Origin of the sequence: Halorussus sp. AFM4 (assembly GCF_051194995.1) — an archaeon.
In the GTDB taxonomy this organism is placed as follows: Archaea; Halobacteriota; Halobacteria; order Halobacteriales; family Haladaptataceae; genus Halorussus.
Genome location: NZ_JBNTJT010000001.1, coordinates 1,005,177 through 1,028,991, shown reverse-complemented (window position 1 = coordinate 1,028,991; position 23,815 = coordinate 1,005,177). Strand labels below are relative to the sequence as shown.

Annotated in this window: 20 protein-coding genes and 2 pseudogenes; 12 read left to right on the top strand and 10 right to left on the bottom strand. The window is 59.3% G+C overall.

The window, feature by feature from the left end:
• Nucleotides 1-22: 22 nt before the first annotated feature.
• Together ACQUQF_RS05330 and ACQUQF_RS05325 are read right to left on the bottom strand one after the other, a co-directional pair.
• Nucleotides 23-490 carry a hypothetical protein gene (locus tag ACQUQF_RS05330; protein ID WP_435176503.1) on the bottom strand — a complete coding sequence of 156 codons (468 nt, stop codon included), beginning with the start codon at nucleotides 488-490 and terminating at the stop codon, nucleotides 23-25.
• Entirely contained in the window at nucleotides 490-969 is a 480-nt protein-coding gene (locus ACQUQF_RS05325) for a DUF4330 domain-containing protein (protein ID WP_435176501.1), read from the bottom strand. The genes ACQUQF_RS05330 and ACQUQF_RS05325 overlap by 1 nt, the downstream gene beginning before the upstream one ends.
• Nucleotides 970-1,204: 235 nt before the next feature.
• Here ACQUQF_RS05325 and ACQUQF_RS05320 point away from each other — a divergent pair, with 235 nt between their 5' ends.
• Complete coding sequence (locus ACQUQF_RS05320) at nucleotides 1,205-2,734, top strand: amidase (RefSeq protein WP_435176499.1); 1,530 nt, start codon at nucleotides 1,205-1,207, stop codon at nucleotides 2,732-2,734.
• A gap of 260 nt (nucleotides 2,735-2,994) precedes the next feature.
• On the top strand, nucleotides 2,995-3,375 hold the full coding sequence (locus tag ACQUQF_RS05315; RefSeq protein ID WP_435176498.1) for an amidase family protein: 381 nt from the start codon (nucleotides 2,995-2,997) through the stop codon (nucleotides 3,373-3,375).
• A 70-nt stretch (nucleotides 3,376-3,445) separates the two neighbouring features.
• Here the strand turns inward: ACQUQF_RS05315 and ACQUQF_RS05310 are convergent, their stop codons facing one another.
• The 3 genes and pseudogenes from ACQUQF_RS05310 to ACQUQF_RS05300 form a co-directional block, all read right to left on the bottom strand.
• Nucleotides 3,446-3,913, bottom strand: coding sequence for a type II toxin-antitoxin system VapC family toxin (locus ACQUQF_RS05310; protein WP_435176496.1), 468 nt, complete (start codon nucleotides 3,911-3,913; stop codon nucleotides 3,446-3,448).
• Nucleotides 3,906-4,190, bottom strand: coding sequence for an AbrB/MazE/SpoVT family DNA-binding domain-containing protein (locus ACQUQF_RS05305; RefSeq protein ID WP_435176494.1), 285 nt, complete (start codon nucleotides 4,188-4,190; stop codon nucleotides 3,906-3,908). Before ACQUQF_RS05305 ends, ACQUQF_RS05310 begins: the two co-directional genes overlap by 8 nt.
• Nucleotides 4,191-4,286: 96 nt before the next feature.
• Nucleotides 4,287-5,729: pseudogene (locus tag ACQUQF_RS05300) on the bottom strand (S8 family peptidase).
• Between the two features lie 346 nt (nucleotides 5,730-6,075).
• Between ACQUQF_RS05300 and ACQUQF_RS05295 the strand changes: the two are divergent.
• The 7 genes and pseudogenes from ACQUQF_RS05295 (at nucleotide 6,076) to ACQUQF_RS05265 (ending at nucleotide 12,953) form a co-directional block, all read left to right on the top strand.
• Nucleotides 6,076-7,338, top strand: a complete 1,263-nt coding sequence (locus tag ACQUQF_RS05295) for an LVIVD repeat-containing protein (RefSeq protein ID WP_435176493.1) — start codon at nucleotides 6,076-6,078, stop codon at nucleotides 7,336-7,338.
• Nucleotides 7,339-7,638: 300 nt separating this feature from the next.
• Nucleotides 7,639-8,805, top strand: a complete 1,167-nt coding sequence (locus ACQUQF_RS05290; RefSeq protein ID WP_435176492.1) for an LVIVD repeat-containing protein — start codon at nucleotides 7,639-7,641, stop codon at nucleotides 8,803-8,805.
• Nucleotides 8,806-8,811: 6 nt separating this feature from the next.
• On the top strand, nucleotides 8,812-10,581 hold the full coding sequence (locus tag ACQUQF_RS05285) for a multicopper oxidase family protein (protein WP_435176491.1): 1,770 nt from the start codon (nucleotides 8,812-8,814) through the stop codon (nucleotides 10,579-10,581).
• Nucleotides 10,582-10,681: 100 nt separating this feature from the next.
• Nucleotides 10,682-11,644 carry an acetamidase/formamidase family protein gene (locus ACQUQF_RS05280; protein ID WP_435176489.1) on the top strand — a complete coding sequence of 321 codons (963 nt, stop codon included), beginning with the start codon at nucleotides 10,682-10,684 and terminating at the stop codon, nucleotides 11,642-11,644.
• 66 nt (nucleotides 11,645-11,710) lie between these two features.
• Nucleotides 11,711-12,066, top strand: a pseudogene (locus tag ACQUQF_RS05275) (toxin-antitoxin system TumE family protein).
• Complete coding sequence (locus ACQUQF_RS05270; protein ID WP_435176487.1) at nucleotides 12,059-12,463, top strand: hypothetical protein; 405 nt, start codon at nucleotides 12,059-12,061, stop codon at nucleotides 12,461-12,463. Before ACQUQF_RS05275 ends, ACQUQF_RS05270 begins: the two are co-directional and overlap by 8 nt.
• Before the next feature lie 214 nt (nucleotides 12,464-12,677).
• The gene (locus ACQUQF_RS05265) at nucleotides 12,678-12,953 is read left to right on the top strand and encodes a hypothetical protein (protein ID WP_435176485.1); all 276 of its coding nucleotides are present in this window, start codon (nucleotides 12,678-12,680) and stop codon (nucleotides 12,951-12,953) included.
• Nucleotides 12,954-13,046: 93 nt separating this feature from the next.
• Here the strand turns inward: ACQUQF_RS05265 and ACQUQF_RS05260 are convergent, their stop codons facing one another.
• From ACQUQF_RS05260 to ACQUQF_RS05245, 4 genes are all read right to left on the bottom strand, one after another.
• On the bottom strand, nucleotides 13,047-14,555 hold the full coding sequence (locus ACQUQF_RS05260) for a hypothetical protein (protein WP_435176483.1): 1,509 nt from the start codon (nucleotides 14,553-14,555) through the stop codon (nucleotides 13,047-13,049).
• Between the two features lie 31 nt (nucleotides 14,556-14,586).
• Nucleotides 14,587-14,916, bottom strand: coding sequence for a hypothetical protein (locus ACQUQF_RS05255; protein ID WP_435176482.1), 330 nt, complete (start codon nucleotides 14,914-14,916; stop codon nucleotides 14,587-14,589).
• A 610-nt stretch (nucleotides 14,917-15,526) separates the two neighbouring features.
• Entirely contained in the window at nucleotides 15,527-16,699 is a 1,173-nt protein-coding gene (locus ACQUQF_RS05250) for a glycosyltransferase family 4 protein (RefSeq protein WP_435176480.1), read from the bottom strand.
• 56 nt (nucleotides 16,700-16,755) lie between these two features.
• Complete coding sequence (locus tag ACQUQF_RS05245; protein ID WP_435176478.1) at nucleotides 16,756-18,147, bottom strand: sulfatase; 1,392 nt, start codon at nucleotides 18,145-18,147, stop codon at nucleotides 16,756-16,758.
• 162 nt (nucleotides 18,148-18,309) lie between these two features.
• Between ACQUQF_RS05245 and ACQUQF_RS05240 the strand changes: the two genes are divergently transcribed.
• The 3 genes from ACQUQF_RS05240 to ACQUQF_RS05230 all read left to right on the top strand — a co-directional run bounded on the left by ACQUQF_RS05240 (nucleotide 18,310) and on the right by ACQUQF_RS05230 (nucleotide 22,696).
• Nucleotides 18,310-19,674 carry a flippase gene (locus ACQUQF_RS05240; RefSeq protein ID WP_435176476.1) on the top strand — a complete coding sequence of 455 codons (1,365 nt, stop codon included), beginning with the start codon at nucleotides 18,310-18,312 and terminating at the stop codon, nucleotides 19,672-19,674.
• A gap of 297 nt (nucleotides 19,675-19,971) precedes the next feature.
• Complete coding sequence (locus ACQUQF_RS05235; protein ID WP_435176474.1) at nucleotides 19,972-20,883, top strand: sulfatase-like hydrolase/transferase; 912 nt, start codon at nucleotides 19,972-19,974, stop codon at nucleotides 20,881-20,883.
• 1,570 nt (nucleotides 20,884-22,453) lie between these two features.
• Nucleotides 22,454-22,696, top strand: coding sequence for a hypothetical protein (locus ACQUQF_RS05230; protein WP_435176472.1), 243 nt, complete (start codon nucleotides 22,454-22,456; stop codon nucleotides 22,694-22,696).
• Between the two features lie 371 nt (nucleotides 22,697-23,067).
• On the opposite strand, the gene ACQUQF_RS05225 is transcribed toward ACQUQF_RS05230, so the two are convergent.
• Nucleotides 23,068-23,790 (bottom strand): CatB-related O-acetyltransferase, encoded by a 723-nt coding sequence (locus ACQUQF_RS05225; RefSeq protein ID WP_435176470.1) that lies wholly within the window; start codon nucleotides 23,788-23,790, stop codon nucleotides 23,068-23,070.
• Nucleotides 23,791-23,815: the final 25 nt, after the last annotated feature.

Genomic DNA, 23,815 nt, shown 5'->3' with positions numbered 1-23,815 from the left:
GATATCCCCCGAGAATAATGCGTCAGTCGTGGCGTTCGCTATCCGGTGGTTCAGGCGGTTCTAACGCCGCCCGGAGCAACTGAACTGTTCGGGACTCCGATAGCCAGGCCCAGATCGGAGTTGTCTGAAGGCGACTCGTCGCCCTGGCAGCGAGCGACCCTCGCCACATCCGGTCGACGGTCGGCACGAGTCGGTCGAGGAGCGCGATCAAGGGGCCGACCGTGTAGGTCTCGCGGAGGTCGATGACGATGACGTCGGGTTCGGGTTCCTTCGTGAGCCAGCGGTAGAGGAATGACTGTCGAAGCCAGCCCATGACTGCCCGGCCACCCTTCGCTAGCGCGGACGTGTCGACGGCGGCCGCGAGTCCGTTCGAGAGAGCAACGCCCGTTCGAACGAACCACGTGGTTGCCAGGTACGCCCGTATCTGCCGACAGAGTCTGGCGAGCGCGGAATCGTCGAGGTAATCTCGGGACTGATTTTCGGCCGCCATCAGTTGCTATCAGCGACTCTCGTGACGTTGCCGGTCACGGTGACCCGTCCGAAGTCGAGCGTGAGCTGCCGGCCGACTTCGAGCTGCTCGCCCGCGAAGGTCGGTTCGCCGTTCTCGACAGTCGTATTCAGGGCGACGTCGAGCGTCACGGTTCGCTTCTGCGGGTGGTCGCGCACGTGCAGCGTCCCGTTCTGGTCGGCGACGACGACCTCGGTCGGGCGGACCGACTTGTTCGTGACGGCGCCGATTCGGTCCGTGTCGACCGGTCCCTCGGGGATGGCGTCGGCGACGTACGGTTGGACGTCAGTAATCCGGAGCGTGACTGTGGTCTGGTGTTGGGTGGCTGCCGATTCGGTGTCGTCGGCGCCGAGAACGAACGCAGTCCCTGCGGCGGCAACTGCGAGGACAAGCAGGACGGCGAGTGCGTCGATGATGTTGACGGTGCCGAAGAGGCGGCCCTTGTCGTCGATGAGATCCATAGATTGTGGCTCCGTCGTCGTGTGACGGTCGGTGGTCGGGCGCGGTGCTAAACTGTTGTGCTTTCAGGTTGCTACAGCTTCGTTTGCGGAGATACGAGGGAGCACTTCGAGACTCGACTTCGAGAGATCCGCTGACTTTCCGTCCACCCGCTGTTCGAGAACCAGCTTGAACGGCCCAATGACACGCCTGTGAGAATAGACTTTTATCATCATCTATCGTGTCCTATCCCGCTCTATGTCGGAGATTCCACCGAACATCCAACCGCCGACACCCGCGGAGATTCGAGAGAAGGCGGCCGACCACCACGTCGACCTCTCCGACGATGAGGTCGAAGACTTCGCGGCGGCGATCGAGGAAACGCTGGACGGGTACGAGCGGTTGGACGAACTCTCCGAACCGCAGCGCCGGACCGAGTACACCGAACGCGACCCCGGCTACACGCCCGGCCCCGAAGAGGACCCGCTCAACGCGTTCGTGACGAAGTGCGAGGTGAAGGGCGCGGACTCCGGCGAACTCGACGGGTACACCGTCGGCCTCAAGGACAACATCGCGCTCGCGGGCGTCCGGATGACCGCCGGCTCGAAGCTGTTCCAGGACTACGTCCCGTCGACGGACGCCACCATCGTCACCCGGCTGCTGGACGCCGGAGCGACCATCACCGGCAAGCTCAACATGGAGGACATGGCGTTCTCCGGAAGCGGGGAGCTGTCCGCGACCGGTCCCGTGCTCAACCCGCGGGACGCGGATCACATCGCGGGCGGATCGTCGAGCGGGTCGGCCGCCGCGGTCGTCAGCGGCGACGTCGACGTCGCCATCGGCGGTGACCAGGGCGGGTCCATCCGGATCCCGTCGGCGTGGAGCGGTGGGGTCGGCCACAAACCCACCCACGGGCTCGTCCCGTACACGGGTGTCGTCGGGCTGGGCCACTCGTTCGACCACGTGGGTCCGATGACGACGAACGTGGAGGACGCCGCCCGGGTCATGGACGTCATCGCGGGCAAGGACCCGCTCGACCCGCGGCAAGGAGTGGTCAAGACGACGGAGTACGCGCAGGCGCTGTCCGGGAACGCCGACGAACTCACGATCGGCGTCGTCGAGGAGGGGTTCGGTCACGAACAGAGCGACCCCGGTGTCGACGAGACCGTCCGCGACGCGCTCGACGAACTGGCGGCGGCCGGGGCGGAGGTCCAGGAGGTGTCGATTCCGATGCACCTCGACGGCATGCCCATCTGGAACGCGATCGTGATGGAGGAGACGACCGCGCTCGTCCGCGACGAAGGCGTGGGCCACTACGGGAAGGGGTTCTACGACACGCAGTTCGCCGACACGTTCGGCAAAGCACGCCGGACCCGCGCCGACGACTACCTCATGACGGTGAAGCTGACCCTGATTCTGGGGCAGTACATGGCCGACGAGTACCGCGGCCACTACTACGCGAAGGCCATGAACCTGCGACGGAAGCTCGCAGAAGCGTACGATGAGGCGCTCTCGGACGTCGACGTGCTCGCGATGCCCACGACGCCCCAGACGGCCCACAAGGTCAACGACGACCTGAGCCGGCTGGAGGTGATCGACCGGGCGCTGAACATGCTCACCAACACGGCACCGTTCGACGTCTCCGGTCATCCCGCGATTTCGGTGCCCGCAGGGGAAGCCGACGGTCTGCCGGTCGGACTCATGTTCGTCGGCCGGGAGTTCGAAGACGACACGGTCCTCGATGCGGGCTACGCCTACGAACAGAACGTCGGCTGGGAGTTGGAGTGACTGGGCCGAACGTTCCGTAGTTCGCCCCCGAAATTCAGTTGAACGGTAGCACTCCGGTAATGTCGCGATACCCGTCTCGGCGTTCTCGTCCGTCTTGACACCTGGCTTGATTATTGAGGTTCTTATACTTCTAGTGCCATGCCATCTGATACCGTCTACCGTTCTGCAACCGAGCTAGCGGCCCGAATCCGACGCGGCAATCTTTCGCCGGTGGACCCCGTGGACGAGTGCCTTGAGCGGGTTCAAGACCGGACATGAGCATGCTCGACTATAAGCGAGACGAGCACGTCCGGACGGCGGTCTACGACGCCATCCAGGACGTCTTCGTCGACTACGACCTCCTCGCGACGCCGACGCTCGCCGTCCCGCCCGTGGAGAACGAGGACCACCCCGAGACCCAGACGGTCGGCCCGACCGAGATCGACGGCGAGTCGGTCGACCCGCTCATCGGGTGGTGTCTCACGTATCCCATCAACTTCACCGGCCATCCCGCGGCGTCGATTCCGGCCGGCCTGACCGCCGACGGGCTCCCGGTCGGCCTGCAACTCGTCGGCGACCGGTTTACGGACACGGACGTGCTCGCGGCGAGCGGCGCCTTCGAGCGGGTGCGGCCGTGGCACGACGCCTACCCGCCACGGTAAGTGCGACGACCCATTACTCTTTCACCGAACTCGAACGAACTTGCTTCTCTTGTTGAGGACGTGAGCTGAATCAGTCCTCGAGGTACTCGTTCAGTTCCCCAAATTCACGGGGAGAAAGGATAATCTCGGTGTCGAAGGCATCAAATCGTTCGAAGTCATCGTCGATGGTCAACACCGTGTTCACCCCTTCGTCAATTGCTACCTGAGCGTAGTACCCGTCCCAGCCACCAACGTTTGTTTCACTGGCCTGGGAAAATCCATCTCGAACGACGTCTTCGGACATTCCGTCGTACCAATGAATCTGCTTTGCGTCCATGAAATTCTGTAGTAGTCGGGATGCGTCCGCGTTTGAACGCCCGTAGTACGTCGTCAGGACAGTGTGTGCTCCGAACAGCGCAGGATACGGAACAACGGCATCAATGTCGCCAGTGATGGCATCTCGGACGTATGACAGTGCCGAATCGCGAACAGGGGCTTCTGTGTGTGCGAGTGCAATTACTCCGACGTCGAACAGATACGGGCCACCAGCGTCACTCATCGCTGTTTTTCTCCGCTCCTCTCCGAACGGCATCTCTATGCTTCCGGGCAGCTGGGTCGACCCCTTCGTCAAGCGGAGTCGTTTCTCCACGCTTCGAAGACGTTTCCGCGACAAGTTGTTCCATACGTTCGATAATCTTCTCGGGGTCGTCTTCGGGTTCGACGACTGCCTTCCCGTCTTCTTCGTGGATTTCTACCTCGGTACCTGGGGTAATACCGAGGCGTTCGCGTACCTCTTGGGGGAGAACGATTCGACCCTTCGAATCCACCTTGGTCATGTTCCCACTTACGGTGGGAAACAATGTAGGTGTGTTGGTCAGGACGCCGATTCCGTTCTTTGATCCGGGAGAATCCCGTGAACGACGACCGGCGTGCTACTCCGCGTCGTTCACGGCGGTGGGCAGGTCGATGAAGCCGTGCCCGTAGTAGGTCTTCTCGTAGTCGGTGGGCACCGACGCCGTCCGCTGGAGCGTCTTCTTCACCTGGTTCGCGTTCAGTTCGGAATCGACGCTGCGCAGGAGCGCGACCGCGCCGGCGACCTGCGGGGCCGCCATGCTCGTCCCGGCCAGCCATCCGTATCCGTACTCGATGTCGGTCGACGTCTCGCCGTCCTTCCCCTCGCCCTTCCCGTTCCCATTGCCATTGTTGGAGGTCCCGGTCGAGACTTCGGCGATGGTGTTGAACACGAGGTCGTAGTACTAGGCGGCGTCGGTCCCGATGGCCGACAGGTCGGCGTCGCCGCCGGGGGCGCCGATGTCGATGGCGTTGGTCCCGTAGTTCGTGTAGAACGCGGGGCTCTCCGGGGGCGCTTCGAGGCCCTCTGCGCCCCAGTTGAACCCGATCGGCCCCGTCGCGCTGACGCTCATCACGCCGGCGGACTCGTTCGGCAGGCTGACGAACGCGCTGTGGACGACCTTCTCGGTGTCCCCGTCGCCGTCGGTATCGTAGTAGGTGACCCCGCCACCGTCGTGCTGGAGGTCCGCGGCGTCGTTGCCCGCCGCGACCACCAGGACCGTGCCCTGCGAGTTGACGTATGTCGTGGTGCGGTTGAGCACCTTGCCGTAGAAACTCCCCAGGGCCTTCCGCTCGACCGGATACGCGCCGAGCGAGAGATTCGCGGCGTCGGCTTCGATCCGGGCGCTGTACACCATCGCCGCGACGATGCCGCCGAACGTCGCCGGCGCGCTCGGCGAGAACACCCGGCAGTCGACGAGCTCGGTGCCGGGCGCCGTCCCGACGACACCCGCCTCGTTCCGGTCGTTCGCGGCCACGATGCCAGCGACGTGCGTGCCGTGGTAGCCGCCCCACGGGCCCGGTGCCCCGAGGTCGTCGGCGGTGAAGTTGCGCGAGAGGTCGGCGTTCACGGCGTGCTGGAGGTCGGAGTGGCCCGCGCCGACGCCGCTGTCGATGATCGTTACGCGGGTGTTCTCGCCGCGCGTTCGCTCGTGGACCTCGGGGACGCCCTGGACCTGCTTGTCCCACTGGATGCCGTAGTACGGTTCGTCGGTGGCGCTCTCGGCCGCCTTGACGGGTGCTTCGTCGACCGGGAGGTCGAGTTCGTAGCTGGTGTCCGCGCCGTAGTCGACGTCCAGCGCCTCGACGTCGGCCTCCGCGCCCTTGACAACCGCGAGGTCGACCTCTGACAGGTCGTGTACGACCGTCAGGTCGCTCTGTTTGAATGCGCCCTGCGAGAGGTTCTGAGTGTCCACGATGTACCGCCCGTCGACCGTCGCGGCGGTCACCGTGCCGCCGGCCGCGATTCCGCCGAGGAGTGACCCGCTTACTGTGAGGAACGTCCGCCTGGTGAACCCCGGCATGACATAAACCAATACTACGACATCACTAATTAAGGATGCGGTGGGAAAAGTGATTTTGAGTTTTTCAGGCGAAGTTATCTGTGATTCTTCACCCCGGGCGACTACTCGTCTCTGTCCGGTGTTGACCGGTCTTCTCCGCATAGAAGCGGGTTTGGCGTTCAGTTACAACAATTGTAAGATATCCATTACATAAGACAAATTTAGTATCTAATACGCCTAATTCAGTTACAGTTATCAAGTAATATGGGTAGAATGAGAATAAAGTTTTGATTGTTTTTGGATTACCTGGAACGTAATTTGCAATTAACTACGGGGTAGGGTCACAGTTACCAATGTGGATCGCTCAATGAAATCAACACGGAGAACGCTGCTCAAACTACTGGGCGGCACGGCCGCGATCGGTTGCACAGGCACTGTATCGGCGCGCGGGAAGCCGACGAAGGGTCGACTCAGGAAGCTGGGTCACTCGCTCCTCGAGGACCCGGAGGGCGGGTACACCGAGGGCGACGTCCGGGCCGACGGCCAGTACGCGCTCACGGGGAGCTTCTTCGGGACCGGCGGGAGCTTCCTCGTCGACATCAGCAACCCCACGGACCCCTCCCAGGTCCACCGGCTCCCCTCGTCCGCGGACGTGCGGAACGCGGACGTGAAGTTCGGCCGGCGCGACGGGCTCTACTACCGGACCCAGGAACCGAACACCGACGACGCAGAGTTCGACGGCGTCGAGATCATCGACTACGGCTACGCCGACGGCACGCCCGAGGACCCCACCATCCTGGGGACGCTCGACGCGGGGTCGACCCACAACCTGTTCCCGCACCCCACCGAGCCGTACGTCTACACCACCGAACACGACGGCATGGGCGTCTTCGACGTGAGCGACCCCACCGACACTTCGTTCGTGGGCACGTTCGGCCCGGAGGCAGACCTGCACGACATCGTCGTCGACCCCGAGAACGACCTCGCGCACCTGGCGTTCATCGGCGGCGGCTTCGACGGCTACGTCATCATAGATGTCAGCGACCCCGCCAGCCCGGAGGTGGCGGGCCAGTTCAGCTACGAGGGGCTGCCGTCCTACGAGGACGTCCCACTCGGCGAGGAAGGGTTCCAGAACTGTCACTACGCCAACTACGACCCCGCCCGCGACATCGCGGTCGTCGGCGACGAGATCGGCCACGGCAAGCCCGGCGGCAAGCACATCTTCGACATCGGCTGGGGCGACGGCTCGGTCTCGGACCCGAAGCCCATCGGCTACACGCCGTCGCCGAACGCCGAGTACCAGGGCGACGACCCCCTCGAACTCTACGACTGGACGACGCACAACCACGACATCATCTCGAAGGGGAGCAACTCGCTGCTCGTCGACGGTGCATACCACGAGGGCGCGGTCGTCTGGGACATCAGCGACCCGACCGACCCCGCGTTCACCGACCGGTACGCGACCGACGACCAGGCCGACCAGGCCCAGGGCCCCGGGTGGCTCGGCGAGGCTCCGATGGCGTGGGGCGCCAACTACAACGCGAAACGTGACCTCACCGTCGTGTCCGACATGGTCACCGGCGTCTACGTCTTCAAAGTCACCCCCGGCGCCTCCAAGCAGGGGAACTGATCGTGCCCAGGAACCGAGGCGTGACGGACTGACGGCAACCGGCGTCCTCGGGCTCGCCGTCCTCCACGCGGACCGCGCCCGGATGGACGCGCCCGGCTTCGACGGTACCGATTGCCCCAACTCACCCGGCAGGCGCTGACCGAGTCGCTAGAACGGCATCACACGGTAACCATCCCCCTTTCCATCATTATGAACGAAACTTCTCACTTCAGTCGACGAACAGCACTCAAGACGACAGGACTGCTTGCGGCGGCCGGACTCAGTGGCGTCGCAAGTGCCCGCGACCGCGGAAACGACGACGTGAAGGACGATACGCTCCGCCTCTTCGGCGAGGTGGCGGTCGACGGCGCCGCCGAGGTCGTCACCCGGGACACGTGGGCGTACGTCGCGACCGGCGACGGGTTCGCGGTCGTGGACTGGCGCAACCCGAATCGGCCCGAACTCGTCGGGACGTGGGACGCGCCCGGCACCGGCATCGCCGACGTGAAGGTCGACGGCGACCTGCTGGCGGTCAGCACGCAGGGCGGCGAACACGACCACGGGCCGGGCGAGGACCCCGACGTCGACCCGGACGCCCAGATCGGCACCCACCTCTACGACGTGCGCGACCCGACCGACCCCCGGTACCTGAGCACGTTCCAGGTACTGCCCGAGGGCGTCCACAACGCCCACCTCGTCGGCGACACCCTCTACATCGCGAAGGAGGCGCCGTTCGACGAGAGCGCGCTCATCATCGTCGACGTGAGCGACCCCGCGAACCCCGCGGAGCTCTCGCGGTGGGTCCTCGAAGACGTCCACCCCGAGCTCGACTCGGTGACGAACTTCGTCCACGACGTCTACGCCCAGGGCGACTACGCCTACCTGGCGTACTGGGACGCCGGCTGTCGCGTCCTCGACGTGAGCGACCCGACCGACCCCGTCGAGGTCAGCGCGTTCGGGCAGGCCCCCGGCGCCGACCGCGGCGACGACGGGACCCACTGGGACCGAGTCTTCGCCTATCCCGGCAACGCTCACTACGTCCAGCCGTCGCCAGACGGCGACCACGTCTACGTCGGCGCCGAGACGTACGCGGTGCAATCCGGCGGTATCCGAGTCTTCGACGTGTCGGACTTCGACGACCCGCGACAGGTCGCCGAGATCGAGGCCGAGGACCGCAACCCCGGCATCTTCCCGGACACTGCGCACAACTTCGACGTCACGGCGAACCGCCTCTACACCTCGTGGTACGATGCCGGCGCTCGCGTCTACGACATCACGGACCCGGCGAACCCCGAGCAGACCTACGAGTACGACCCCGACGGGTCGTCGTTCTGGACCGCGGTCAGGGCGCGCGGGTTCACCGTCGTGAGCGACATCGGCGGCGGTCTCGCGTTCCTCCACGAGGACCATGGGCGCCTTGGTGCGCCCGGCTTCGAGGGCACCGACGCCGTGCCGTACCACGACCGCAAACGACGACGAGACCGGTGACAACGGATGACCGATATCCGGTTGTCAAGACGACGACTGCTCCAGACGTCCGCCGCGCTCGGCCTCGCCGGTTCCCTCCCCTGGGGAACCGGGACAGCCTCGGCGTCGTCGCCGGACCTGAAGAAGTTCGTCCAGCCGCTGCCGATTCCGTCGGTCCGCGAACCGGACGGCCGACGCAAGGGTGCGGCGTACTACGAGATTCCGCTCCGAGAGTTCGAGCAGCAGGTCCATCCGGACCTTCCGCCGACCACGTTCTGGGGGTTCGACGGGACCGTGCCGGGGCCCATCATCAAGGCCCGGCGCAACGAGCGCATCAAGCTCCGGTTCGACAACTCCGAGCTCCCCTCGGACCACCTCTTCGAGGTCGACGAGCGGGTCGGCGGCACCTCGCCGGAGGACTACGACGACTACGACGGTCCCGTGCCGGAGGTCCGGACGGTCGTCCACCAGCACGGACTCAACGTCGAGTGGCAGAGCGACGGGCAGGCCGCGGCGTGGACGTCGCCTGACGGGGTCACCGGCCCGCGGTTCGAGAAGCACGTCCACGACCTCCCGAACCGCCAGTCCCGGATGACCGCGACCTACCACGACCACGCGCTCGGCATCAGCCGGCTGAACAACTACGCTGGACTGAGCGGATTCTACATCATCGAGAGCCCGCGAGAGAAGCGACTGAACCTGCCCAGCGGCGAGTACGACGTCCCGCTGCTGCTCCAGGACAAGACGTTCGAGGCGGACGGGTCGCTGCACTACCCCGACGAGTTCGTGGCGAACTTCGCGGGCGACACCGCCTTCGTCAACGGCGCGGTGTGGCCGTACATGGAGGTCGAACCGCGCCGGTACCGGTTCCGGCTGGTCAACCAGTCGAACGGCCGGACGTTCGACCTTGCACTCGCGAGCGACTACGGTGACGGACACGAGGACCACGAGGCGGACGTCCCCTTGCTGTACCAGTTCGCTCCCGACCAGGGGTTCTTGGAGGATATCGTCTCGATCGGCCCGGGCAGCGACCTCGACTCGCTCGTTCTCGCCCCGTTCGAGCGAGCCGAGGTCGTCGTCGACTTCGCCGGGCACGCCGGCGAGACGTTCACCGTCACCAACAGTGCGGAGTTCCCGTTCACCGGCGGTCGGGACGTGGACGGCGGCCACGGCGGACACGACTCGGATACGGAGTCCGACACCCACCTCGGCGAGATCATGCAGTTCCGCGTCACCGAACCGGGCTACGAGGTCACCGACGACAGCGCCCACCCGCGGACACTCGAGCTGCCGACCCAGCCGGGTCCCAACCCGCGGGCCGCGAAGGAGACGCGCCACATGACGCTGGGCATGCGGATGCAGAACGGCCTCCGAACCCACGTCCTGAACGGCAAGACCTTCGACGCCGAGGGCGTCGACGCAAAGCCCCAGCTGGGGACGACCGAGGTGTGGGAGCTCGAGAACAACAGCATGCACACCCATCCCATCCATCTGCATCTCGTGACCTTCCGGGTCATCGGCCGCGGGCCGGGCGGGATGGCTGCGCCGCATCCGAACGAGCGCGGTCCGAAGGACGTGGTCCGGGTCAACCCCGGCGAGACCGTCCGCATCGCCGTCCAGTTCGGGGACTTCACCGGCACGTATCCCTGGCATTGCCACATCCTCGAACACGAGGATCAGTCGATGATGCGACCCTTCGAGGTGGTCGCCGGTAACGCCGACGGGCGAAACCGAGACGAAGGGAGTGAGGTTGGGGGCGGAGACGGAACGCGAGGCGAACCCAGCACCGGAGTGTAGGTGTTTCCTCGCTCCATTCGTTTTCTGTTGGCTTCAGACGGTAGTCGTGCCGTTCCAAGTATCATTTATAGGAAATCGCAGACAACAGTAGAGGAACACCATGACCGGTTCTGAGACTCCAGATCACCGTATTCCTGCGACCGAGGAGACGATTCACACGACGTGGAGTCGCCAGCACGATCCCGTCCAAACGATCGACTCCGGTGACGTCGTGCGATTCGACTGTCGTGACGCAACGAACGGCCAACTCGACGCGACGTCGACGATAGACGACATCTACGCGCTGGCGAACGACTCGACCGGTCACCCGCTCACCGGACCGATAGCCGTCCGCGATGCACGCCCGGGAGACGTCCTCGTCGTTGAGCTGCTCGACTTCCAGCACGAAGGCATCGGCTTCACCTACTTCTACCCCGGTGATGAGGGATGGGGACTGCTCCCGGAGGAGTTCGCCGACCCTGGACTCCACGTCTGGAATCTCGAAGACGACGTCGGCGAGTTCGTCGACGGCATCGAAGTCCCGCTCGCACCCTTCTCTGGGAATCTAGGCGTTGCACCTGCGGCCGACGACACGCACAGCACAACGCCACCGCGACGCGTCGGTGGCAACCTCGACGTGAAGCATCTGACCGCGGGGGCGACGCTGTATCTCCCGGTCGAAGTGGACGAGGCGCTGTTCAGCATCGGTGACTGTCACGCGGCGCAAGGCGATGGCGAAGTCTGCGTTACCGGAATCGAAGCCCCGAGGTCAGTCACTGCTCGCTTCAGTCTGGAATCCGAGATGGATATCGACCAACCACAGTTCGAGACCACCGGCCCGTTCTCGGCCCCCGGTCACGACCAGTCGGTCTATGCGACGACTGGCATCAGCGACGATCTCATGGAGGCGACGAAACTGGCGGTCCGACACATGATCACGTATCTCCACGAGCACCGCGACCTCACCCGCGCAGAGGCGTACCTGCTGTGTTCTGCGATCGTCGACCTCAAAATCAACGAGGTCGTCAACAAACCGAACTGGGTCGTGTCCGCGTACATCCCGCAAGGGATCTTCCCTGAGTGATTCCGCCATCGTTGGCTGACAAACCAACAGGTATATTCCGTTGGCTAGCAAACCAACGGAACGAGGATGGCACCGACGGCCGACGACCTCGACGGGTACGACCGGACGAGGGTCTACGACGACGGGACAGTCGTTCGCGTGTCGATTCGCCGGACGGACGACGACGCGTACCCGTCGGGGTGGCGGTACCGCTGCACTTCAGGGCGCTCACGTCTGGCCCAGAAACGCTGGACGACGGCACCATCAGGCGCTACGACAACGCCCACGAGGAGACGAAGGGTCACGAACTTCACGTCGCTCCGGACCCAGAACCGCAGGCAGTCGAGTTTCCCGGGATGGAGGAACTCTATGAGCGTTTCTGGGATGCGATTCCGAAACCACGATTTGGACCATCCGATACCACCGGTGATACCTATGACTGATACCACGAACGTCCTTTTCGTTACGATCGGCGATGACGAGGGTCTGTACGAGGAGGGGCTTGAGGCAATTCGGACGCTCCGCGACGGTGAGTCCATCGACCAGCCAGCAACGGTGACGTTCGCGAACGCCCAGCAGTTGAGCGACGTCTTCAACGAGCGGACGTACACGTTGCTCCGCGTCATTCGGACTGAACAACCCGACAGCATCCGTGAGACTGCGCGGCTGGTCGGCCGCGACATGAAGAACGTCCACCAGGAACTGACGACGCTCGAAGCGCTCGGTATCATCCGCTTCGACGAGGACGGCCAGTCGAAGCGCCCGGTCTTCCCCTACGACGATCTTATCATCAGCCCCTTTGCACGCGACAACGGCGACACTGCGGCCTCCGCTCCGTGACCACTTTCATTCGTCGTGGCCTGACTTGGGTTCGTCATCGACAGCGCTTGTCTCGGTCTCCCTGTCGTAGATTTCGCCGTTACACTCCGTGGATGCGACCAACGTGCGTTCATCGACCGGTTAACGCAAGCAGAGGTGTGATCGTCCGCGAAAGGGGGTTCAGTGAAGATGTAGACGGAGTCGCACTTAACACCGAGTAGCGTCTTCTACCGATATGACCACTTTAGTGAAGATGGACGAGGACACGAAGTCCGACCTCGAAGAGTTACAGGCGGAGATTCAGATGAAGACGGGCAGAGAGATTACTCAACAGGAAATCCTCGCTCGAATCGTCGACCGGGCCCTGCGTTCGAAATCGGACATGATCGACTCGTTTCGCGATGAGATGGAGCCAGTCGATGCCGACGAACGAGAGGCGTTCCACGACGGCATGATCGCGTCAGGTATCGACGTGTCAGAGTCGGACATCGACGACGTCCTCTACCGATGAGTCTTCTTGTCGATACGGGGATTTCCTCGGATGACAGTTAACCAAGACAGCAACTGGCCGCCTATTCTGTCTGGTCGATAGGCTCCGGACACACTACCACGTAGGCCGTTCGGACTCGGGTTGGAGCCCCCGGTCGAGCAACCGGAAGACGTACTCGCCGGCGTCGAGTCGGATATCGACCTGGGGATGTTCGTCGTGGACAACGTGGAGCGTCGTTCGGTCGGGCACCACGACACGGACCGGTTCCCGGTCGGCGGTCTCGTCGGGATGGAGCCGGGCATTCCCGAGCACCACCAGGTGGTTATCGATCGGCAGGTTCAGTTGTCCACACGCGGTGAGGGCGTCGTCGACGCGATTTTTTAGGCGTTGCTCGACGGTCTCGGTGTACTCGGCATCGTTGGCCGCGACATAGTTGGCGAGCCGCCGCTCCAGTCGTTCGGCCGCCCGCCGGTATCGCGCGGCGTGTCGCGAGCGCTGTCGGGGTTCCCAGTGGCGGGTCTTGGTGAACCGCCGTTCGATCACTGTGACGGCCTCGGCGCCGCGAATCGATTGCTCGATGTTGACGCCGACGTCCGAGCCCTGACCGGTGAGTTCGAGCTGGCCGCGGTAGTCGGCGAGGTTCCGCTTGCGGAGGAAGCGCTCGCCGAACTCCGCCGTGACCGCGTGTTCGATCTCGTCTCGATACCGGGACTTCAACCGCTTCCGGAGTTCGCGGGTCGTGCGCGTTCGTTCAAGACACAGATCGCCCTGCACGCGGATGCACTCGTTCGGATCGGGGTCGACGGTGTTTGTGTCGGGTGTGAGCGACCGGTCGAATCCCATCGCGTCGTGGATGGCGTCGCGGGTGACGGTCGACGTCGCTGTGAGGTTGGTGGCGTCGACGGCGTGGACGAAGAAGCCCGCGGGAGTGTCGTCATGCCCGACGATGAACGCCTCTCGGGGGCCGTGTCGCATCGAGACGATGCCACCCCGCCAGGTCGTGGTGAGCTGGCGCTCCGGCAGGAGCAACGCGAGGTCCTCGTCTCGGTAGAGGACGGTCTCGATCGGGTGGTCGGCGAGGGTGGCGAGTTCGGTGTCCTCCTGGTCGGCGACCGGTTGGTCGACGTCGAAGAGCAGTTCGACGACTTCGTCTTGGTCGTCGCGGAGAGCTTGGACGACCGTCTCGAGGGTTGCTGTTGTTCGGGCCTCGGTGATGGTGTCGACGAACGTCGCTGTCGCCTGGTCGAGCTCCGTCGTATGTGGGCAGTCTGTGTCGGTGACGTCTTCCCAGCAGGCGGTGATGGCGGTCGCGATGCCGTCGAGCGCTTGTGGGTAGTCGGCTAGGAGTGCTAGCTCGCTGTCGGCGGGCTGGTGGAGGTCGAACGTCACCCCGTCGAATCGGACCTCGCTAACTGTGTCGCGGTAGGGGTCGTACTCGAACGCGAGTCGGTCGGACTCGATGGTGAGTCTGGCCGGCCCTTCGAACCAGTGCCCGAGGCAGGTGCGAAGCCGGCGTGGGACCGACTGCTGTTCGTAGTGGCGCCGGCCGATAGCTACGAGTGCCTCCTCGATGGTGGCGAACAGGTGTTGGCGAGCCGTTTCGATCGACGTGTCGTCGGTCACGGGGCCGGATTAGACAGGAGAGCGGTGATCGTCAATCGCCACGCAATCGCGTGCTGAGGTCGTTGGTCGACCCGACGTCCGGCTCCGGCGCCGGGTCGATCTGGTCGAGTTGGTCGAAGTCCTCCTTGTGGTCTGGTTCGACCATCTCGGTGGCGGCGAGACCGCGATCAGTTACGGTCAAGCGGACCCATCGCTGGTCGTCCGGTGTCGTGCCGAATAGCGTCCCGTCGGACGCGGTGTAGAACTCGAGGTCCGTGAGGCGTGCGTCGAAGGTCTCGAACAGCACCGCATCGGCGGGGCCGTACGCCGCGACCGCCGCGTCGAGCGTATCTGTGGTCTGGTTGCCCGTGTGCTCCCCCATAGTTTGAGAAACGGTATCACTATCCAAAAAGGTATCTCCGTCGTGCGGTTCGGTCGCTCCTAACGTGTGTCCGAGTAGGTTCACTATCTATCGTGGCGGATACGGAGGTGTTCAGACGCAGGACGTTTTATCCCCGTATTCCCAAGGGTTCTGAACAGCAACTCGGTGACGAATCCTTTATTTGAGACAGACGTAAATACTCATAGTTCCGCTGGAATGCGATCAATAGGCTGACCCCACGGATCCTGCCGATTGCCATAACTAACCTTCCAGACCCCATGACTGATCACGATTTATTCGGCAAGGTGGCCGCGACCGACAGTGTGTTCGCCGATAAAGGGATGCTTGATCCGCTGGCCGAGTGCGAGGAGGTGGTTACGCACGACGCGGAGGAGCGGGCACTCGCTTCCTTAATGGGAAGTAGTCTGTCAATCCTGCGCCAGGCACTCCACGAAGGTACACCCTCACCGTGTACCTCTATCAGATATCGGATACGTGCAGTGGTACACGGGGTTGTTATACCTACATCAATTCAGACACCGACGGTACAAGGTTGCTAGTCACTCCGAATCGAGGATCTTAGTTTGAACTACGTATCAACTTGTTTAAGTTAACGGGATAGAGTCTCGTTTACCGCCGTGCGCACATTCCATTGGAACGTTTCGTAGGTGAACTCTGATTTTTCATCAGCCAATTCGGTTTTGAGTTTGGATGCGAGTGTCTCGTCTGTAAGCACCCGGTCGATCTTATCTACCGCATCCTCGACTGATTCATACACAAGTTCCTCACGTCCATTCACAATCTCGGTCTGTCCCCCGTTATTGGGAACGAACGGAATCGCTCCCGCTGCCACCATCTCAGCTATCGAGATTCCGAATGCCTCGTAGTCCGTCCCATTGAGATAATACTTCTGTCTACAGATAGAACGCATCTGCGCTTCGTCACTATGCCTTAGTTCGCCCTCTAGGTGAACGAAGTCATATTCGGCAACACGTTCTTCGACCTTTGCATAGTACCCTTCGTCAGATGGCGGGCCGTATATCTTTAACGAGACATCGTGGCCAAGTTCGTGTACTCCTGCGATGATATCGACGACGCGCAGAATTTTCTTAAGTGGCATTATTCGACCGATAGTCACGAAACCATCTTCTTTCTCCGACCACGGAACGTCCCCGAATTGGGCGAACGTTTCGGTGTCTACTGGCGGATACACCACGTCCGGCATCTCATCGTATATCTCTTCGACTATCTCGGCAGTCCAGTGAGAGTTTGTCAGAAGTCTATCTCGTCCTGAGCCTATCAATTCTTTGTTGAAGCCAGCAAGCATCGTACAGACTTGGTCATATACGTCGTAAATAGGGTTAGATTTCTGCATACTACCGATGGTGTCCGGTAGTGCCGCACGGTCGAACTGGGGTAAATGAATATACTGGACCGAATCGCCATTGAGGGCCAACTCGTTAGTCGTACTGACGACGATGTCGTACTTCTGCTCGTGGCGTTTGAGATAGCGGTTCAGTAATGCCGTTTTCAATAGGTCGAACTCAAAGTTGGTGATGGCTTTCATCCGGTCGAGTACTCGCCCAGCTATCGGCGGAATCTCTACGGTCAGCTCGTTCACATTCGTTTTGAAGTAGTTGTTGAGTTCATTGATATCGGGGTGGGTGAGCGTGACGAGTGTAACGTCATGGTCGTCTTGTAACGCCTCCAATACGTTCATGCAAACGGACTCACCGCCTCCTTTTATCATCAGGTCGTGGTGGACGACCGCTACTTCTGCCATAGTTGGCACCCTCGTTGATTCAACATATTTGTTGATATTTCTCAGTAATGAGTGGATTACGGTTCGAGGTATCCCATATCTGCAAGATGTTCTTTCATTGCGTCAGAATAGTTAGCTCTCGTGTCGTTTTCGATTGGCTCGCCTTCGTTCTTTAGTAAGCAAGTCGTTTCTGATTTGAGCGTCTCAAGGATGTCGGGATACCGGTCGTTCACGACGGTCTCCTCGTCGGGAAGTTGGTAAAGTTCGGTTCGGTCCTCGCTATGGTGGAGTTTGAACTCGCTAGTTCGGAGCGTTGTAAGGACCGGTTCATGAAATTGAGACGTGTCGAAGTCAGTGTTGTACTTCGTATAAAAGTCGAATGTAGCTTCACGCCTCTGGACGACGGCATGTTCCCGAGTTTCAGTCCGGAGATCGGAACCGTGGATTTGGTCGATATCACCGCCGACCTTGGCGATGAGTGTCTTCATCAGGTCCGAATGTTGAACCAGTTCATTCTGTTTATGGTCAGTCCCTTTGAGACCGTGGACGACTAACGGGACGTTGATGGCCGCGTCGTCCGGAACGAGAACGTGGCCGAGCAGGTTGTGTTCGCCCAGCAACTCCCCGTGGTCGGCCGTGACGACGAAGATGGTGTCGTCCAGCTCCAGTGAGTGAATGAAGTCGAACAGTCGTCCAATGCACTCGTCAGTGTATGCTACTTCGGCGTCGTACATCGCCTCGATGGCCTTCCACTCGTCTTCGGAGAACGAACACCCTCTGGCAATCTCTTCGTGGACGTTCCGGTGTACTTCCAGCGAGAATTCACCGGCCTCTCGGCCCGTCATGTCTATGTCGTCAGTGTACTTGTCAAGATACGGGAGTGGCGGGTAGTACGGACGGTGAGGTTCGTTGTAATGAAGGTAGAGGAAAAATGGCTCTTGGGCGCCCACGTATGACCTAAGTGTCTTCTTCGCGACGTCGTTCACGATGAAGGGCGTCGAATGTTTCATCTTGTCGAGCGCGAACCCTGCGGAGTGTTTCCGCAGGTTTAGGAGGAACCTCGCGACCGTATCGATGTCGGTCGCTTTATGGAGGTTCGACGGCATCAGGAGTGTGAAATCATCAAACCCTCTGTCGAGACCGACTGCCGAACTGATGTTTGAGTTGCGAGAGATACAAGCCGTGTGATAGCCACAGTCGGAGAGGAGTTCCGGAACTGTCGCAAGTTGGCGTGGAACGGCGTGGTCCCAAACCGAGTGATGCGAGGGATACGTTCCCGTTAGGATGGATGCACTCGAAACGCGGGTGTTTATTCCGTGGGAGATACACTGCGAGAACCACTGGCCGTCGGCTCGGTCGGCTATCCGTCGCAGGTTAGGAGTTGTATCCCGCTCGTAGCTAGCCATCGAAGTGTGATCCGCGCGGACGCTATCAAGGGTTATCCATACAATATTTGGGGGCGACTCCATTTTCTATCTCCAAGGAGGACGTTCATTGGGTTTCTAAGCTTCGATTGATTTACTCACGGATTACACGAGTAATCCGGTCCCCGGTCACGTTCGGGGCTGCCCCGAGATTCCTCCGGACAACTTCCAAAGTCCTTTATCGGCGTTCTTGAGAAGGCTAAGGAGATGAGCGAGACAGGGATACGTCGGCTTTTACGGAGCGGCGGTGTTAATTTTGCCGGGATGGCACTTCGCCTTGGACTTTCTTTCGTCGTTACTTTGTTTGCGGCTCGCTATCTCGGAAAAGCGAGCTACGGGGCCGTCTCAGTGGGGACAACTATTCTTACTGCCGTTTCGACATTGACGATGCTCGGACTCGGACAGGGGATTGGTGGCTTCCTCCCTCGATACGAGGCCACTAACAAACGACGTGGGATTCTGATGTCGGCATTCTCCATCGTTATGCCGCTTTCGATTACTGTCGGTGTCGGCATCGCTCTGCTCGCAGAGCCACTAGCGACCCATGTCTTTGACGACAAATCGCTCGTGCCGATTATTCAGGTGTGTGCACTTGGTATTCCCGCAGCGAACTTGGCTCAGTTGGCGATAAGCGTCGTCAGAGGAAAGAAACAGACACTCCCCAAGGTAATTATCGACGATATAGCTTTACTCGGCTCACGTGCGTTGTTGGTGTTAGTTTTCATCACATTCGGTGCCGGGGCATTAGCGATCGCGAGCGCGTATCCACTATCCTTTCTTATCTCGGCCGCCATCGGGATACACTATCTCGTCCGGCACACCTCGTTGTTCCCTCCTGTGGAGACATTAACGATGCGTACCGAACTTCTTTCCTATAGCCTTCCGCTTTGGATATCGGCCGGGATGAGTATCATATACTCGGGGTTCGATACATTCATCCTCGCATACTTTTCCGAGACTGCGGCAGTCGGTATTTATAAAGTCGTCTATTCACTCTCCAACCATGTTTCTATATTGCTAATAAGCCTCGGATACATCGTTTTACCTACCTTTTCGGAATTGTACTCGAAAGACGATGTCAGTGAGATGCAGTCATACTATCAGTCAGTTTCGTCGTGGATTTTCCTCGGAACGCTCCCACCGTTTGCATTATTCCTTCTATTCCCTGGAACGGTAATCAAACTCCTGTTCGGTGCAGAATACGTTTCTGGACGGATTGCTCTTTCAGTACTTGCGTTTGGCTTCTTTTTCCACTCTGTTATCGGGCCGAACGCTGAAGTCCTGAAGGCGGTGAACGAACCCCGACTCGTCATGATAGACGATGCACTCTCAGCGGTCGTAAACGTGGCGTTAAATCTAATTCTCATCCCTCGATACTCCTATCTCGGTGCCGCAGTAGCAACAACAATTTCATACGTCTTCCTCAACACTGCGTACTCTTACCAATTGTACCGCAAGACAGACGTTCATCCGTTTTCGAAACGCTATATAGCTCTTGCCGTGGCGACTATACTCGTCATACTGTTTGCGAAAGGTGGTCAGATTCTCGCACGAGTAGGTACTTTAATATAACCCAAAGAACTGAGGGTTGGTTACACGATGTCCGTATGTACTCCGCTTTCAGACCTCTGTTCTCGCACTTCTGTCAAGAACGTTGTCGTCTTCGTCGCAGACTCCGTCCGTTACGACGCTGTTCCCGACCACGTTTCTCAGACCGGTGTCCAAGTACGTGCGATCGCGCCAAGTACGTTTACGGCATCAAGCATCCCTGCACTGCTGACAGGACAGTATCCATCTAATCATCAAGTATGGTCTTTTGACGACGAACTCTCCGACCTTCCGACGCTGTTCGCCGGGACAGAAGATGCCGTGTTTGACTACGACGACGAGTTCTACCTTCAACCCCGGACCCTCCGTCATCCGGACCGAAAATCCCTCTCAGAACTTGATTCGCCGTTCATCTACGTCTATCACGATCGCGGTGGTCACCTTCCCTACGACTGCCCGTTTGAAGATTACGAGGATATGCGGGCATTTTTCGACACCCACCGCGACCGGAGGTCACTTAGGCGAATGTACGAACAGAGCGTCGGGGACTCGGGTCGCCGATTCGTCGAACTTCTTGACGAACTTCGCGACCGAGGCAAACTTGAAGATACTCTTGTCGTCTACGTCAGCGATCACGGCGAACTCCTCGGAGAGTACGGTAATCTTTTCACCCACGCTGTTCCGATGGTTCCGGAACTAGTTGAGATACCAATGGTGTTCACGGGAGCGGGACTTCCGAGGGATAAACAGTACGATGCACTGCTGTCCGGAATAGACCTCGCACCCACCGTACTCGGTGCTCTGGAGCAGACGATTCCAAACGAGGCGGACGGCACGGACCTCTGGAATGAACGACCTGATGAGGATCGTCTCGTTCGCTCGGAGGTTTGGAAGCAAACGCAGTACGAGTACCTCCAGTCGTACGTTGCCGGGAGCGTCTGGGACCAGGACGGCGGTTACGTCTGTCACCGCGAATCTCGACTCCACCGACTAGTCTATTCGCTTGGTGTCCACCTTGCCAAGGGTCCACACGCGCCTCTCGCACGAACCCTCTCGCCGAAGAACTACTATCGTCTCCTTCACGCCCATCTACCAGCGACGCTTGAATATGGAACACCTAACTTCAACGCCGATGAAGCACGCCAAGTTCTTCCCCCGTTTGAGCGAGCACCCAACCGAGTTAAGAACGAAACCGACCGAGAGCGTCTCAGGAGTCTGGGCTATCTCGAATAAGGGCTAGCTTTACAGCTAACTGTACCGGTATAGACAGTACGACGAAGCATTCGGGAACAATAATCCGTTCTATAAAAAGCAGTCATAAATAAAATTTTTATGTATTAAACACAGTAAAGGTAGGTAATATAAATATTGGTATCAGTCAAATTATGTGGAAAAAGAACGACTAATACCTCCGTGCTAGCTTGATTCCTTACTATCCACTGGAATGTGGGGTCACTGTCCCTTAGCATTGTTTAGATTAGCTGATCCTACGCTAAGGTGGTAGTTTGTCACCAATTCTCAGCAGGAATCACGGTTTGTTTGACCGCAACGTAACTGGGGTTCTTGCCGTCAGTCGGCAGTAGATCAGCTTTCTGTATCAGGTTATGAATGGTTAAGCGACACCGGTCAATACCAAACTTCCCCAGATAGAAACAGTATCTGAGAGTAATAATCCAGTCGCGTGCAGGTGGATACTAAACTTCATCAGCGAAGCCGGTGTCACTTCTTGCTCCGGAAACTCTAATCAATCCCGTCACTATTCCCGCAAAGGCGGTCAAATTTTCCCTAGAATCCCAACTACCTCGTTTTTTAGATCTTATCTAAACCGTGCTACACAGACGGAATCTATTTCCGGTCCCACAGATACCTCGCTACCAGTATCAATGAACTTGGGGAAAATAATTCACCGGCACTGGCTGGACATCAAGAGATATCGAAGCGTTCACGCGTTCGTTGTCGTGGCTGTAGCTGCTGTCGGGCTATATGTTTCCCTACTATTAGGGTGGGAACAACCAGCGACGTCCCGCAGTGATCCACACTGGTTCGCAATTTGGAGTCTCCGTGTCGCCGCGACATTGAACCCCTTTGCCACTATTGACCCTCCGTTCCGGTACGTTCCCCTCGCAGTTGTCTTCCGCATCGTCACACCGAATTTGGCAATCGCTGAAAAAACCGTTGTATTTACAACGACGCTCACGGCGTTCGTTTTCACACCTGTCGCTCTTGGTCTACTATACAGCCAATTCGGGACTCGTCGAGACGGTGTAATCGCATCTGTAGTCCCCCTAATTGCGCCAGTTGTTCCGCTTGCACCACTGGCGGGCTGGCATTACTTTCTCGGCCGCTTTCAGTACACGTAGACAGTTCCACTCCTACTCTGTACGTAGCGATCGCCGACCGCGCAACCCGACCTGGAACGACATCGTGGCGGCTGGCCGTCACAACTGGCATCGGAATTGGTCTCGTTGGCTTAACTCAGTTCGTACTCGGCGCTTATGTTGCACTCACTATCTCGATTCTCTGCATTTGGCGACGAACCTTCCAGCAATGGATTAGTGCTGGCGTAGCTGGTTCGCTGTTTGCGTCTCTGCTTACGTTCACATCACGAGACGCACAAAGGTTCTATGCGAAAATGTCTGGCCCGAAACTCACTCTGCGGTCCAGAGCGGACGTTCTTGAGCTAGTTACTGCGACACTATATCATCGACGTCTCGCGGTGCCGGTTGTGTTATTGGCCGGCACTGGTGTCTGCTGGCGGACATATCGTACGCGGTCGGGAGCAGAGGTTATAGGTGCTGCAATTGTGGCGGCAACACCGGCACTCGTTCTCGGATACACGCTTGACATGTACTACTGGCAGGCAGTCCGGTACGTTTTGAATTATCTGCTCATCGGTGTTATTGCGGTTGTTGTTACTGATACCTTCCTTGGCGATAACCGTTCGGCAACGGCATCGTGGCAGGAGTATGTGGCAATCGTCCTTAGCATGGCATTGTTGGCCGGCGTGCTGGTTGTGCAAATTCCATCTCGAGCGCACGTCATCTGAGTTCAGTTCATGGAGGATTAGCATCGCTCAAAGACAGTCTTGTATTGGGGAGCTCATGAAGTAGTGGTTGAGTTCTCTCTGTAACAAATATGCTGCGAGGTTATACTGATTAGTGGTGTGCAGACTACGAGCATCAAGTCTCGGCGCTTGTGCCTTTTCTTGAAGTCGGGTTTAAGTTCGTCTTTAAGAACATCTACGCTTAATTTGATACTGGAATTAAGCAGGGGAGGGCTGAGGTAAGCAAGTCCATCGATAGCAACTGGCTGACGCCAGAAATGCTGTTGAAGGTTCTCTTCTTTCAAATATCAATGATCTTATTATAACTACCTAAACGAGGCCTATAAAAATATAAACTTTGGAGATGTATACAATCACGGATTTTCAATACTTTTGACCTCATCGTACACGCTATCTGCGTCCCTGAGGTCACACTGGAAGAATTCCTTGTTGGCTTGTATCTCCTCTTCGGACCAGTTCCACCACTCAAGTTCAGCCAATTCCCTGCGGATGCTCTCGTCAAACCGCCATTTTCTGTGCGTTGCTGGGACGCCAGCGACTATCGAATAGGGTTCGACATCATCCGTCACGATAGCACCCGCACCGACGACGGCTCCATCGCCAATCGTAACCCCTGACAGCACGGTAGAACGCGAGCCTAGCCAGACATCGTTACCTACTTCAATAGGGCCTTTGGCTACGCTTTCGAGGTGGTCATCAAGTACGTCCCGATAGAGTGCCCCCTGAAGGCTCGGCTTGAACATCATGTGGTCGTGTTGCCGGAACATCACGCGGGGGGCGATTGCACAGTACCTCCCTATGTCGATATCGCCATGTAACTCATTGTGTCCGTTTAGGTTCGACCGCTTTCCGACTTCGATATCTCCGTTAAGGATTGAGTGACTGCCCACGTGAACGTGGTCTGCGAGTCGAATATTGCCACTCAATTCACATCCCAAATTGATTTCGACACCTGCCCCCGTCTGTATCGTAGTCGAAATAGGGGCCTTGTTTATCAACTCCTGGACTGGCGACGAATATCCCGATAGAGATACCACTTTCTTTAGAACTGATTTCGCGTCGTTGGCCGAGACCATTCGTACGATAACCTATACAGAATCA